Here is a 15274-nt window from a genome sequence, read left to right as displayed (position 1 = left end):
TGTTTGGCATGACTAATATAAATAAAGGCTATCACGCAACGCTGATGATGTCAGCGCTTGTTGGCGCTAATCAGCCACGCTACTTGGAATTTGCATTTGGACAAAGTCAGCAAAAACCGAGCCCGGCTTTCTATCAGACGTGTCCGAATCACTAATTTGATATAGCTTGTTTTGATAAATCTGTTTATAGGCGAGAACCGCTTTCACATAATTACGGGTTTCTTTGAATGGGATGGTTTCGACCCACAAATCGGCTTCCATTGTATCGTTTTCAGGCAACCACCCTCGCACCCGTCTCCAACCGGCATTGTAAGACGCCGTTGCAAGCACAGTGTTGTTGTCGACCTTATCCATCAAGTACCGCAAATACTTATTCCCGAGTTTCGCGTTCACTTCAGGGCGCATTAAAGAGCGTTCCGACACACGTTTTTTCTCTAGATACTTGGCAGTAGAAGGCAGTACTTGCATTAGACCAAACGCTCTGGCTGATGACACTGCATCGGTCATAAAGGAACTTTCACGACGCGCAATGGCAAATGCCCATTCTGGGTCGATTTTATAGCGTTGGGCCTCGCGGGTAATAACATCGGCAAATGCCATCGGAAAGCGCCGATTAACGTCATCCAGATAGCCGGTATTTGAAAAAGTAAAAATAGCTTGGTCATGCCATTCCCATTCTGTTGCCAGTACTGCGGACGCCAACTTCTCTTGTTCGCTTAGCTGGCGTTGCGCATAACGCCACTCCAAACGCGCTTCATGAAATCGGCCCAACTCTTTGAGCTCACGCGCACGCTTCGCACTAGGTAATGAAGCAACCTTGTCGAGAAGCTCTCTCTCAATCAACAAGGGAGAATCTTGTAGGCTGACGGCTTGTCCCAAACGAGCACTCGCAAGAAAGCCATAATAATGCCGCTCATTTGCCAGTTGTTGATACAATTCTTTTGCTTTTGCTCCATTGTTCATCGCTTCGTAACTGCGCGCCAACCAATATCGGTAGTCATTTTTACTGGTTAATACTGGCGAAGCCTTTTCAATCAAATTAATGATGCTAGACCAGTTTTGCTCGTTCAGTAAGATAGCCAAGTGCCAACGCAAGACTTCAGGATCTTGCTCGAGGCTCTCTGATTCAATTAACCACTGCTCTGCTTTCTCATGATTAGCGATTGCCAAACTGATCGCAAAACGATTCGCAATATGCGCTTTATGCTCAGCGCTAAAGGTAAATTTTTCTTCAGCCTTTTTCCAAGTGCGCAAAGCCAAAGACTTATCCCGCCATATTAAACGACCCAAGCCGTAACTGATGATGGCAGTTTCAACCTCTGGGTATTTTTCAGAAAAGGCATTTAATCGCCTGAGCGATGAGGGATCTCTGCGCACTTTGTGCCAGAGTTTACCTAAGTATTGCTGCTCGCTTGGAAGCAACTTGGTTAAATAAGGAATAAGTGTGTGCTGTCCACCTTGCGCTGCTTTCGATATGCGCGCGAGAATAAGTTCTGGTGTAATTTGATTATTGTCTTTTAGTAACTTAAACAAGGGATCACAGTCTTTAGGCTGAGATTTCCCCACATTCCAAAGTTGCTTCAATGCTGGATACAATGTCTCAATGGCAACCCCATCTTCCAACTGATAGCGGAAGTGTCGACAGCTCAATTTTGTGTCGCCTATATATTGATAAGACTCCAGAAACAGGCTTTTACGATTTTTCTTTGCTAGGTAACGCAACCAGGTTCTCAGTACTTTACGCTCTAGCGGGGTATTTTCATACTCTTTCAAAAACGCGCTTACTTGCTCGGCTTTACGAGTTGTGAGTCCATGCAGTATTTTTTTCTCAATCAAGTAGGGCACTAAGGGATAATCACCAAGCTGCACCACTAAATCGGCGAAGTCGGCATCGCTGGTGTTCCAAACTTGTTTTTCGATACGCAGAAAGGCCGCTCGCTTTTCTGCCAACACGGCTTCATTGTTGGTATTTTCATCCGCTTGTGCAACATTCGCGAACAAAATACTGACTATCAAAATAATGGGATAAATATAGGCTATGTGCGTATGCAAGCGGGTTCTCGTCGTTGTTATGTGTCGGTTACAATAAATAAACAAAAAAATAACTGGTACAATGAGTGGTTGAAAACGTAGTATTCATGACCATGTAGATGAACAGGTTGATGAATCAAGCTGATGTTCTACTATTAATCTCACATACTCCATTGATACTTAGTGGTAGTAAATACAGATTAACGGGTTTGAACGATTATTTGAATCGCTCAGTTCATTATTTAGAACACTTAAACCAACAATACGTCCAATGAGAGTATAAATCACCTATCGGTATTGTGTGGTCTAATCTTAACAATTAATACTGGCGTGTTGTAAATGTCACAGGAGAATAGAATGATCTTTGAAGGCAAGAGTCTTTCAGTAACACTGACAGACGACTCAATTGCTGAACTGGTGTTTGATGCACAAGGTTCAGTCAACAAATTTGATAGACAAACCGTTGAAGAACTCGACAAAGCAACACAGGCAATTGCATCGACAGACGGTGTTAAAGGTGTGTTAGTTCGTTCAGCAAAAAGTACATTTATAGTCGGCGCCGATATTACCGAGTTTACTCCGCTATTTGAGATGGCTCCGGAAGATATTCTTGAATGGGTAGCAAAAACATCGCAAGTGTTCGATCGCTTTGAAGATCTGCCAGTACCAAGCGTTGTTGCAGTGAATGGCTTCGCTTTGGGCGGGGGTTGCGAAATGGCCTTAGCTGGCGACATTAGAGTCGTAGATACAACAGCAAAGATTGGCTTGCCAGAAGTAAAATTAGGTTTGATGCCTGGTTTTGGCGGCACGGTTCGACTGCCACGTTTGATTGGCGCAGATAATGCGCTCGAGTGGATGACCACTGGACGCGATCGCAACGGCGAAAAAGCCTTAAAAGAAGGCGCTGTTGATGCAGTTGTTGCACCTGAGAAATTGCACGAAGCCGCACGTACAATGCTAAAAAGTGCCATCGATGGAAAGCTCGATTGGCAAAACCGTAGAGCCCAGAAAAAAGCCCCGTTGATGTTGAATACGAATGAGTCAATGATGAGCTTCTCTACTGCAGCAGCAATGGTTGCAGCACAAGCTGGTAAGCATTACCCAGCACCACATAAAATGGTCGAGACCGTAAGCAAAGCTGCTGGTCTGGATCGCGATGGTGCCTTGAAGCTCGAAAATGAAGGCTTTGTAGCACTTGCTAAAACCGATGCATGTAAAGCACAGGTGGGTATTTTCCTTGCCGACCAATTGGTCAAAAGTAAAGGCAAAAAAGTAGCTAAAGGCGCAACAAAAGAAGTGAAGCAACATGCTGTTCTGGGTGCTGGGATCATGGGCGGTGGTATTGCATACCAAGGTGCTGTAAAGGGTATTCCAACTGTCATGAAAGATATTAATCAGGCAGCTCTCGACCTAGGATTGAAAGAAGCCTCTGGTATTCTTGCGAAGGGAATGCAACGTGGCAAAGTAGATGCGAAGAAAATGGCTTCTACTCTGAACAACATTATTCCTACCCTTGATCAAAATGCGATTGCTGATGCCGACTTAGTGATTGAAGCGGTAGTTGAGAATCCTAAAATCAAAGCGGCTGTTTTGGCCGATACTGAAAAAACAGTTGCTGATGATGCCATTATTTGTTCAAACACCTCAACTATTTCTATCAACCAATTAGCAGAGAGTTTAAACAAGCCTGAGCGTTTCTGTGGTATGCACTTCTTTAACCCTGTGCACAAAATGCCATTGGTTGAAATCATCCGAGGGGAACAAACCTCAGATGCAACAATCAGCGCAGTCGTTGCTGCGACACTGAAAATGGGTAAAACACCTATCGTAGTGAATGATTGCCCTGGCTTTTTAGTTAATCGTGTATTGTTCCCTTACTTTGCTGGCTTCAGCCAGTTATTGATTGATGGTGCTGACTTTACCGCGGTTGATAAAGTCATGGAGAAAGTATTCGGTTGGCCTATGGGTCCGGCGTTCTTGCTAGATGTAGTCGGAATGGATACTGCTGACCACGCTTCCGGCGTCATGTCTGATGGCATTCCTGAGCGTATGCAGAAAATTGACAATGACCCAGTTACCTTGCTTTATAAGGCCGGTCGCTTAGGTCAGAAGAACGGTAAAGGTTTCTATGATTTCTCATTGGATAAGCGCGGTCGTCCTGCGAAGAAAGCGTCTCCTGAAGCTTACGCTTTATTTGAGGGTCACGTTGCTGCAAGCAAAGACTTCGATAAAGAAGAAATCATCGCTCGCGTCATGATCCCAATGGCAAACGAAGCGATTCGTTGTTTAGAAGAAGGTATTGTAGCAAGCGCAGCTGAAGCGGATATGGCCTTACTGTTCGGTTTAGGTTTCCCTCCGTTCAGAGGTGGTATTTTCCGCTACATTGAAACTATGGGCTTAGCGAATTTTGTTGCACTTGCCGACAAGTACGCCAGTTTAGGTCCTATTTATCAAATATCAGACGGTGTGCGCGAAATGGCCGCTGCTGGTAAATCTTACTTTTCACAATCAGCCTAAGTCACCAGAGGAGATAAAAATGAAAGATGTCGTAGTTATCGATTGTATTCGTACCCCGATGGGACGTTCCAAAGGCGGTGTGTTCAGAAATGTGCGAGCTGAAACGTTATCAGCACACTTAATGACAAAATTAGTTGAACGTAATCCAGGTGTTGACCCTGCAGAAATTGAAGACATTATTTGGGGTTGTGTACAGCAAACCAAAGAACAAGGCTTCAACATTGCTCGTAATGCACAATTGCTCACGCCCATCCCTCGCTCAACAGGCGCGGTGACAGTGAACCGTTTGTGTGGTTCTTCTATGCAAGCTTTGCATGATGCCACTTCAGGCATCATGAGTGGTCGCGGTGATATATATATGATTGGTGGTGTAGAGCACATGGGCCACGTGCCTATGGACTTCAATATCGACTTCCACCCTGGTATTGCTAAACACACTGCGCGTGCGTCTGGCAGCATGGGTATGACAGCTGAGTTATTGGGCCGTCAAAATGGGATCACCCGTGAGATGCAAGACGCTTTCGGTGCTCGCTCACATCAGCGTGCCCACAAAGCGACGGTTGAAGGTCGTTGGAATGAGATTGTACCGATTGAAGGTCATGACAAAGATGGTGTACTTAGCTTAATCGAGCACGATGAAGTTATTCGCCCTGAAACCACCGTAGAGGGCTTAGCAGGTTTAAGACCGGTGTTTGATCCAGTTAATGGCACCGTGACCGCAGGAACCTCTTCAGCGCTATCTGACGGTGCTTCAGCGATGTTGATCATGTCTGCGGACCGCGCGAAAGAACTTGGGCTTACACCACGTGCGAAAGTTCGCGCAATGGCTGTTGCGGGCTGTGATGCTGCCATTATGGGCTTTGGCCCGGTACCAGCCACTCAGAAAGCATTGAAACGTGCTGGCATGACAATGGATGACATTCAAATTGCCGAGTTCAATGAAGCCTTCGCAGCGCAAGCCTTATCGTGCATCAAGCGCTTAGGTTGGTTGGAACAGTATGACGAAAAAGTGAACTTGAATGGTGGTGCAATTGCACTAGGCCACCCATTAGGTTGCTCTGGTTCGCGTATCTCGACAACCCTGATTAACTTGATGGAAGCTAACGATAAAGAAATTGGTTTGGCTACAATGTGTATTGGTCTAGGCCAAGGCATCGCGACTATTTTTGAGCGTGTATAACGACAAAAATAGCAACAGACTAAGCTAAATAAACAAAAGCACTTATCATCACGATAGGTGCTTTTTTTTGTCTTAAATTAGAATTATGAGCTGCCATTCCGTCATTCCCTTCATCCCGTCATTCCCTTCATCCCGTCATTCCCTTCATCCCGTCATTCCCTTCATCCCGTCATTCCCTTCATCCCGTCATTCCCTTCATCCCGTCATTCCCTCGCAGGAGGGAATCCCGATTTTAGGTTACCGCCTGCGCGGTAATGACTGGGGTAGCGCGGTAATGACTGGGGTAGCGCGGTAATGACTGTACCCCGTCATTCCCTCGCAGGAGGGAATCCCTGTTTTAGGTTACCGCCTTCGCGGTAATGACTGTTAGCGCGCCAATGACACGAAGAGCAAAATTACCGCTCTACGTAACTAAAGTAGTCAAAATCAGCGTAACACTGCTGGCCAGAAACATCCTGACAAGCCATACCGACAAAACCACCAGTGAAATGACAACCGTCACCACCACCGGCTTCATCAGATATCACAGTGTAATCTAAATTAACCGGCAACCTTGTCCATTCTTGACCATCAGTCGAGAAATGAAACGTAAGCACATGACGATCAACTTCTGCTTTCAAATAGACCTTATCTTCAGCTGGTAGGACAAATCTAGCATCAGTTTTGAACTCCCCCAAATGCCCTTCTCTCAAGGGGAAATTCAACATTTGATCACCGTTACCAAGGCAACTCATGATGTCGACATAACGTTGCCCATCATCATCTATTGAAACGTAGCAATAATGAAATTTACGGCTATTGTAATAGCAAGTAAGTCCTGCCATTTGTTGGATATTTTCAGGCTCAAATTCCAGAGCTGTCTCGGCGGTATAAGAAAATGCTTCTTGGCGTCGAGCAATTAACGCCTGCTCGAACAATGAACCAATAGATTCTTTACCCTTCAAACGCAAGTATCCTGAACGCTCAGTCAAGCTCATAAATGTTTCTGGTGTAGGCGTTCGCAACCATTGAAAGTCGCTTGGCAAATCAGGCGATTCAAAATCGTGTTTTTCCGTTTTGGCGGGCCAAGGATGCAAAGGCAAGTTACTTACTGTAATTTCGATTTCAGGAAGGCCGTTGCTGGTTGTTGCTCTACCCTCACTCTCTGTGGAGATGGCACTTTCCAAACGCAACCACCCATCATCACCCCATACTGTTTTTTGCAGACCGGTCTCTCTACCAAGCGGGCAACGTCGCTCGCCCTCTAACGGCCGCCCACACAAATGCACAAGATACGACTGGCCATCCGGTGCATCAAACAAGTCACCATGTCCTGTTCGCTGCAAACCTAAATCTTGATGGTCTTTCGCGGTCAGTAGGTAGCCGTGAGGATCCTCTTCATAAGGTCCGTCGATGTTTTTCGAGCGCGCCATAGTCATCGCGTGAGTATAAAAAGTGCCACCTTCAGCGGTGAGTAAATAGTAATATCCATTGCGCTTAAATAGATGTGGCGCCTCAGTCAAACCAAGTTTAGTACCTTTAAAGATATTTTTAATCGGCCCCACTAATTTCTTTTGTTTAGAGCAATACTCTTGCAGCAAAATACCGCCAAAACGATTATTTTCGTGACGGTGATCCCAAATCACATTAACGAACCACTTTCGCCCATCATCATCATGAAACAATGATGGATCGAAACCGCTAGAGTTCATATACACCGGCTCACTCCACTCACCATCAATAGTTTCGCAGGTTGTTAGGTAATTATGAGCATCTTTAAAGTTACCATCAAAACGTTTTACATCTGTATAGATGAGGTGAAACAAGCCATCGTGATAACTTAAACAAGGCGCCCAAATACCGCAAGAATCTGGGTTGCCGCGCATGTCTAGTAGGCTCTTCCTATCTAACGGTCGTTTTGCTAAGCGCCAATTTTTTAAGTCTTTTGAATGATGGATTTGCACCCCTGGATACCATTCAAAAGTAGATGTCGCGATATAGAAGTCATCACCCACCGCCACGACACTTGGGTCTGGATTAAAGCCAGGTAGAATAGGGTTTTGAATAATAGTATGTTGACTCAAAATAGATGTTCCTTAGTCTTTAAAATCACGAGTGAGTTTGTAGTTGTTCATGAGGAAAAAAATAATAATGCCGGCGATCACAGATGCGATCGTGTAGAGAAATAAAATCCCATTTAATGCTGACTCACTTTGGCTAACGTTTGGTTCATATCCTGAATATGCCAAAATCCAACCGATACCCGCTCCGCCTAGAGCAATACCCATCTTTATCATTAATAAATGCCCTGAAAATGCCATCCCCATGCTACTTTGGCCGAGTTTTTTAGCGCCATAATCGACAGTATCAGGAACCGTCGAGAACATAAGAGGAGTGAAGATCATATGTACAAAGTTGGCCAGTATCGTGAAAACTAAGGCAAGCTCCATACCGTCTCGAGGCACCATAAACAAAATGCCGTTACTAATCACGATGCCTAAGGCGCACGCCTTCATCAGTTGCACTTTACAAAACTTGGCAACGAGTACGTTCGCAGCTAACGCACCAAAAATGCCTGCTACCATACCGCTTGTCATAAATAAGGTAACAAGGTCTTCACGCTCCAAATAATACTCAACATAGTAAATCGTTGTTCCACCTCGCATGACAACGCTGATAAGTATTACCAAGCTGATAATAGCAATAATGCGCCACTGGTCATTGCGTAACATTTGTTTGAAATCACGCCAGATCCCTGCAACCCAAGGTGCATTAGATGGAGGTGGTGGAGGTACTCTCTCCTTGGTAAAAGCAAAGCAAAGAAAGAAGCAGATAACAGCAAAAATGGAAAGCACCACCATGGCCATTTGAAAGCCTAATTGTTCATTCCCCTGCCCGAAATAGTTTACTAATGGCATGACTGACGCGGTCACTATCGCACCGCCAACCATCGCTAGCGCAAAGCGCCATGACTGCACAGATGCGCGCTCAGTGGGTGACGCTGTCATCACACCGCCCAGTGCTGAATAAGGAATGTTAATCGCTGTGTAGACCGTCATTAAGGCTGCATAGGTAAGATAGGCGTATATCAGTTTGCCATCTTCAGTTAATTCGGGTGTGGTAAATGCCGCAACCGCAAGCGCGCCGTAGGGTAAGGCAAACCAAACCAAATAAGGACGGTATTTACCCCATTTCGTCTCGGTTCTATCAGCAATACCTCCCATAATTGGGTCAGTAATCGCATCAAAGATTCTTACCACTAAAAACAAGGTGCCGACTGCTGCTGCCCCAATGCCATAGACATCAGTGTAATATTTGGTTAGAAAACCAATGACAACTTGAAACACGATATTGCTCGCCGTGTCACCAAGGCCGTAGCCAAACTTCTCTTTAACGCTAAGCCTTTGCATACTGCTTTCCCTTGTCTTTTTATTATTAATATCTTTACTAGTCATGACCTTCTAGCGGTCCGCCTAGTGTTTAATTTATTTTATTTGCACTCTCTGCCAACGCGATAAGATCGTCTACAAAGTCCTTTGCCTGATGTTTTCGATCAAACAGTAGTGGGTAATCTGTTCTACCTTTCATTGGCCAATAGTTTCGCCAAGTGTCTTTATCTGAAACTCCCCACAAGGTGACGCGATCAATATGCTCATGATATTTCAAGAATAAGCGGAACAAATCGATGTAGGCGGTCGCCAGCTTTTGATGTGATGCTTCAGAAATCCCATTTTTATAGGGGTCGTATTCCTCTTGAAATGCAAAATCTAGGGTGATATCCGCGCCCACTTTATCTTCATCCGGAAATTTCAATACGGTCAGGTCAAGTTCAGTAATCATGATCTTGAAACCAGCATTGATGACCTTCTGTATACTTTGTTCTAATTCTTCTAACGGGGGCTCGTTGCTGTAGTGGGCTTGTATACCAATACCATCAATTCGAATACCCTTGGCTTTTAGGCGCTTTGCTAAGGCGATAGCGCCGTCCATTTTTTCAGCTTTAAATAGATTGTAATCATTGTAATAGAGCGCAGCGTTCGGCGCTGCCTCAGCAGCATACTCAAAGGCTTTCTCGATGAAATCATCACCAATAATTTGCTGCCACTTTGACTTCCTCAAGCTACCATCTTCATTGAGTGCTTCGTTCACCACATCCCAGCCTTTGATAGCATTCTCATAACGACCAGCTAATGTGAAAATATGATCCCGCATTCTTTGTAGAAGCACTTCCCGAGAAACAAAATTACCTTCCTCATCTTCAAAAACCCAGTCAGGTGTTTGTTGATGCCACACGAAAACATGACCAATGAGTTCTTTGTCATACTTTTCAGCAAAAGATACAAGCGCATCTGAGCCTTTAAACGTGAAGCGTTTCTCACTGGGCTGAATACTTTCCCACTTCATATCGTTTTCAGCCGTCAATACAGAGAAGTGCTGCTGAACTATATTGGCACCTGGATTATCTTCTTGAGTTACATGATTTCTATTCACTGCAACCCCAAAAGAGAAAAAAGGAGAATAGGCAGCAGCGAGCGCTCTAGTCACAGGCTCTTTGCTTTGTTTCGTTGATTTATTTTCTCGAGCGTCCGTGCTGCTTGATGTTGAAGGAGTGCAAGCAAAAATACATACAACAGCAAGTACCATCATCAATGATAAAAATGTAAATTTACGCATAATCGCCTCAACAAATAATTAACATGTAGACTATGCCAAGCAGTCAAAGCAAGTCAATCAAGTAGAGGAGAAGGTAAGCCGATTGTTAAAAAACGTAATGAAATAAATGAACGATTACGCTCAATTCATCGAGCAATGAATCAAGCGCAATGTTCAAGATCTACATGGTGCTTTTAGTTTGCGCTTTCTATCGGGGTGACACTGACTGGCACCCCATTAAGAACTGCATTTCCAGATAACTCATCCAACACCATTTCATCTGTCAAATCGTTCACACTCACACCTGCGTGCTCTTGAGCTACCTTCCAACGCATCCCCTTTTTATTGTGACCCCATCCATGTGGAATTGAGATGACACCGGGCATTATTTTTTCAGTTATCTCAGCCGGAATCTGAATACTGCCCACTCGAGAACTGACCGTGATCATTTGTTTGTCGGTAACGGCAAGCCGTTGAGCGTCATCAGGGTGCAATTGCGCCGTGCAACGAGACAATCCTCCCTTCGTTCCTTTCACCATTCGTTGGCTGTTATGTAACCAAGAGTTGTTGGTTTTTAAATGTCTGCGTCCAATCAACTGTAATTGACCGTTTTCTTCTGCCGGCTTATCAGCAAAATAAGTGTCATTGAGGCGCTGAAGATCGCCCATGAAGTAATCAAAGCTCAGATCAATTTGCTTGTCGCTATGATAAATTGCGTTAGGTAAGTCTTCTCGTAAGGGGCCAAGATCGATACCATGCGGTAAACGCTTCAGCAGGTCGATATTCAAACGTTCACCCTCGTGACGGTAATCACTCATCTGCAATAAATCATTGACCACACCGGTCGGCTCTTTCTGCCACAAAGCGGCGTACTTTTCTGTTGATGCGCCATTTAGCGCATCGAGTCGCTCTGCTAAGCCAAGATAGATTTGCCAATCGGTGCGCGAATCATCGCTTGGTTCAAAAATAGCGGGAGAGAACTTAGTGCTATTTCGAACCGCAAAATTATGAAAAACCACATCATAATGATCGCGCTCTAGCGCTGTCACTGGAGGTAGGATGATGTTGGCATGCCTGCTTGTTTCAGTAATGAAAAAATCAACGGCGACAACGAATTCTAAAGACTCAAAAGCCGTGTCCAATTGCTGCCCATTTGGTGTGGTCAAAATTGGATTACCTGCGCCAATCACCATACCTTTGATTTGCCCCTCACCTTCGGTCAGTATTTCTTCCGCTAAGGCTGAAACCGGAAACTCCCCAGCGAATGCAGGTAATTTTCGAACTCGCGAATGATATTGTCCAATGGTGCCTCTGCCAGAATGTGGCAATAGGTCAGCCGCAGGTTGCGTAAACATCATTCCACCCTGCCTATCTAGGTTACCCGTCAGGATATTAAAAAGCATGATCAGATACTGCGTTAAGGTGCCAAAGGCTTGTACGCTAGCCCCCATACGTCCATAACATACAGCCGACTCTGCAGCACAGAAACCACGCACGATATCCTTAATTTCTTGTTCATCCATGCCCGTTAGTGTAGCCACACGAGAAGCCGGATAAGGAGCAACATAAGCTTCTATCAAAGACAGTTTCGGCGTTAATTCTGCTAGTTTTCCGGGCTTGTTTAAGCCCTCAGCAAACAGAGTATTTAGCATAGCTAAGAGCAGTAAAGCGTCCGTACCGGGTTTGATAAAATGATGCTCACAACTGATATCTGCAGTTTCTGATTTTTTGGGGTCAACGACGACAACCTTGCCTCCTCGAGATTGCACCGCTTTTAGTCGACGCTTGATATGTGGCACTGTCATGATGCTGCCATTCGAAGCCAATGGATTCCCACCGATAATCATAAAATACTGGGTGTGATCAATATCAGGGATGGGTATTTGCGATTGATGACCAAATAATTGTCGACTGACAATGTGATGAGGTAGTTGATCAACTGATGTCGCAGAATAGCGGTTATGAGAACGCAATGCTCGATAGAAGTAGGGTCCAAACAAAATAGAGCCCATATTGTGCGCGTTAGGATTTCCTAAGTAGGTGGCGACAGATTCAGTACCGTGTTTTTGTTGGACATCAAACAAGCCTTGAGCCACTTTATCAAGCGCCTCATCCCATTCCAGCTCTTGCCAGCCCGATGCGGTTTTTTCGAGAGGCTTTTTGACTCTGTCGGGATCTTCATAAAGATCTTTCAAAGCCATCGCTTTAGGGCAAACGTGCCCCTCGCTAAATGGGTTTTGTTTGTCGCCAGCAATGGAAAGAATCTCACGCTCTTGTGTCGTGACTTCTATACCGCACATGGCCTCACATAGCGTACAGGTAGAATAATGTTTTTGCGTTGAATCTGTCATAGAAGCCCTAGATATACTCTATCAAGCAAGAGCGCGCAGTTTGCGAGAATATGCTTAGATGTAAATAAAATGTAAGTATAAAACTAGCGGCAAAAAGGCTTATATACAAGCATCATCGGTATTTATTCAAAACCACTGGATATTGAATGAAGGCGAATAAAATAAAAAGCCTTGAACACACTCAAATGCATTCAAGGCCTTTGATAGATAGTAAGTAGCGTGGTCGCTTAGTTGTCTAAAGTCTCGTAAACATGACGCGACATACTTTTACGGTCACCATTGCGTAAGGTTCTCACTTTAGTAAACCAGCTCCACCATTTACGCTCTGTCACATCGTCGAAATCGACTCTGACACCATTGAAGGTGCGATCATTAATCACAGTTGCATAGTTACCGCCTGCTCTCTCATCCGTGATCACCTCAAAGTGATCCGCTTTTTCACCCATCAACACAACAAAGTGGTTATGTAACAATGAACTAGGTGCACGACTGCTTTTCAGCTGACCGTTCACTCTAATATTGCGATCACAAGATTCGTAATTACCAACAAAACGAGAGCCACAAGCACTATGAAGTGGCACAACGCTGTCGTCTGAACCTAAAATAAACGGCTTAGATAGGCCAGCAAAAGCAGAACCGGTGCCTGTAAAACGTAGTCTAGGAAATGCTTGGTTTTGAGGTGCAATACTCCTTGCTGTTGCAGGACGCAAATCGTTCACTACTCCTAAGTTATCCGGAACGACACTCACGCCAAGGAATAAACCAACAACGGTACGGATGCTGTTTTGGATAAAACCACCGCCTTCAGACACCGTGACCGCCAAATCAGCCAACTCTGTGCCACCACCAGCACCAGCAAGGTCAACGACAGCCAGCACTTTAACTCGGCTTTGATTGATACCCCATTGACCTAGGCGAGATAAAGCGTCACGTAATACTAGATCGCCAGTAGAATGCGTGACCCATATACAACCCTGTGCGCACAAGCCATTACTCTCCAAGCGTTCGAAATGGCGTTTAAACTGATCTTTAATTCCACCTCGTACTCGGTCAGCACTTGAGAAATAGTGATGTCGGTCGGCCCGCTGTGACCAGAACTCACCGAAGTATTCAACTGAGCGTTGTTGTAAAAAGCCCTCATTAGGTGGGTTATTCTGCAAGTCTTCAACTTGGAAACCATGGACTAATATGACCGGTTTTCCGTTAATACTTGCATTCACACTGGACGCCATAAACGCCAGTGCGAGTAGCAGTAATGCTTTCGTTTTCATGTTTCACCTCGTGTTTTATTATTTTTTCTTATTATTATTATCGTGTGTGATATTTATCGTTGTCTTTCACGTTCGTTGCTTGCCCTATTTGGCCAAACTGCGCAGGAACGCTTCTCGCTCTTTCGCCAGCGGGTCAACATGTTTTACGTCACTGTACTGCTCGAACGAAAACCCCTGTACTGGAAAACTTTTCTTATTTGACTTACCGGGTACATCAAATTGCTCACCTTCTTTCGCGCCTCGGTAGAGCTTGATACTTCTTAAGGTGTACGGCCCTTCTGACTCTCCCACTTTGAGCGCTTGGATGTGTGCAAGTAGACGCAGTTCTTTATTGCCTTTTTTCAGACGCCCTTCGGTTTGTAAGGCGACCAAGGGTTTTGCGCTTTCTTCATCCTCTAAAATGGCATTCAGAAAGTAATAACCAGCTTCTTCAACGTCTATTTTTACTGGGATCAGAAGATTGGCATCATCTACTTCGCTTCGGCCAATGCCGGTGACTGCCGCCGACGCTTGAAATAAGGTAAAGCCTTGTGTGATGAAAAATGTTTCACCGTCGACGTCGATAGTCACTTTTAGCAATAGCTCGGGGGATGGAAGGTCATCGGATATATCATCAGAGCGAACAGTCGCCAGAAATTCTCGAGTCGATGTTGCCGATTCAACGAAAGTTATTCCGCTTAGTAAGTCTTTCTCAGAAGATGCCACAACCGCACTCGGTTCGATAAACGCATCACTGTCATTACCCTTTATTTGCAAGCGTATTTGAATGTCTTCTCCAGCAAAATATTGGTGTTTATTAAGCGCCGCGTTAACTTCTAAAGTACCGCCATTCTGCATTGGATAAGGAACGGTGAAATTCGCTTCCTCAAATGCTTTGGGTTGATAAGCTTCCGCAGGGTTTCGAATAGGTTGTGAGCCAATGGGATATTGCGCTGTCTCACTATACATATCTGCTACTTGTGTGATTTGTGCTTTGAAAATAGCAGCGTCTTCAGGCGGCATAGTTTCTGTCACCGAGCTTGCCGTGCTCTTGCTTAATAGGCTAGGATTCGATGGAATCGCGGTGGGAGGTGTCGAAGGTGAAGCATTCTCCTTTGCGACAATAGAGAGTTCATCGACCAGTGTTTCATCCTCAGAAAAAAGCATTACCGCAATCACGCTCGCTAGTGCAAACACGACCGTGATTGAAAGGATCCACTTAGTTGAATTTGACACCTACGCTACCTTGCTGCTCCGCTCATCAGACCATTAATATAACGAAGGCACCCGCAAATGTTAAGTTTTTATTTATT

At 44.8% G+C, this 15274-nt stretch carries 9 protein-coding genes; 2 read left to right on the top strand and 7 right to left on the bottom strand.

The window, feature by feature from the left end:
• Positions 1-66: 66 nt before the first annotated feature.
• Complete coding sequence (locus RM544_RS10820) at positions 67-2052, bottom strand: lytic transglycosylase domain-containing protein (RefSeq protein WP_311361809.1); 1986 nt, start codon at positions 2050-2052, stop codon at positions 67-69.
• Positions 2053-2388: 336 nt separating this feature from the next.
• On the opposite strand from RM544_RS10820, the gene fadB reads away from it, so the two are divergent.
• Together fadB and fadA are read left to right on the top strand one after the other, a co-directional pair.
• Entirely contained in the window at positions 2389-4548 is a 2160-nt protein-coding gene (gene fadB / locus RM544_RS10815; RefSeq protein ID WP_311361808.1) for a fatty acid oxidation complex subunit alpha FadB, read from the top strand.
• Positions 4549-4567: 19 nt separating this feature from the next.
• The gene (fadA, locus tag RM544_RS10810) at positions 4568-5728 is read left to right on the top strand and encodes an acetyl-CoA C-acyltransferase FadA (protein WP_311361807.1); all 1161 of its coding nucleotides are present in this window, start codon (positions 4568-4570) and stop codon (positions 5726-5728) included.
• Positions 5729-6123: 395 nt separating this feature from the next.
• Here the strand turns inward: fadA and RM544_RS10805 are convergent, their stop codons facing one another.
• The 6 genes from RM544_RS10805 to RM544_RS10780 form a co-directional block, all read right to left on the bottom strand.
• A complete protein-coding gene (locus RM544_RS10805; RefSeq protein WP_311361806.1) occupies positions 6124-7791 on the bottom strand; it encodes a glycoside hydrolase family 43 protein in 1668 nt (555 codons plus the stop codon).
• 12 nt (positions 7792-7803) lie between these two features.
• Positions 7804-9117 carry a glycoside-pentoside-hexuronide (GPH):cation symporter gene (locus RM544_RS10800; protein ID WP_311361805.1) on the bottom strand — a complete coding sequence of 438 codons (1314 nt, stop codon included), beginning with the start codon at positions 9115-9117 and terminating at the stop codon, positions 7804-7806.
• A gap of 70 nt (positions 9118-9187) precedes the next feature.
• A complete protein-coding gene (locus RM544_RS10795; protein WP_311361804.1) occupies positions 9188-10381 on the bottom strand; it encodes an endo-1,4-beta-xylanase in 1194 nt (397 codons plus the stop codon).
• 173 nt (positions 10382-10554) lie between these two features.
• Positions 10555-12711, bottom strand: a complete 2157-nt coding sequence (locus RM544_RS10790) for a molybdopterin oxidoreductase family protein (protein WP_311361803.1) — start codon at positions 12709-12711, stop codon at positions 10555-10557.
• Positions 12712-12938: 227 nt separating this feature from the next.
• Complete coding sequence (locus RM544_RS10785) at positions 12939-13982, bottom strand: hypothetical protein (RefSeq protein WP_311361802.1); 1044 nt, start codon at positions 13980-13982, stop codon at positions 12939-12941.
• An 84-nt stretch (positions 13983-14066) separates the two neighbouring features.
• Positions 14067-15197 (bottom strand): DUF4785 family immunoglobulin-like domain-containing protein, encoded by a 1131-nt coding sequence (locus tag RM544_RS10780; RefSeq protein ID WP_311361801.1) that lies wholly within the window; start codon positions 15195-15197, stop codon positions 14067-14069.
• Positions 15198-15274 lie beyond the last annotated feature (77 nt).

It is taken from the genome of Brumicola blandensis, assembly GCF_031846165.1.
GTDB lineage: Bacteria > Pseudomonadota > Gammaproteobacteria > Enterobacterales > Alteromonadaceae > Glaciecola > Glaciecola blandensis.
This window is presented reverse-complemented; position numbering and strand designations above follow the sequence as displayed.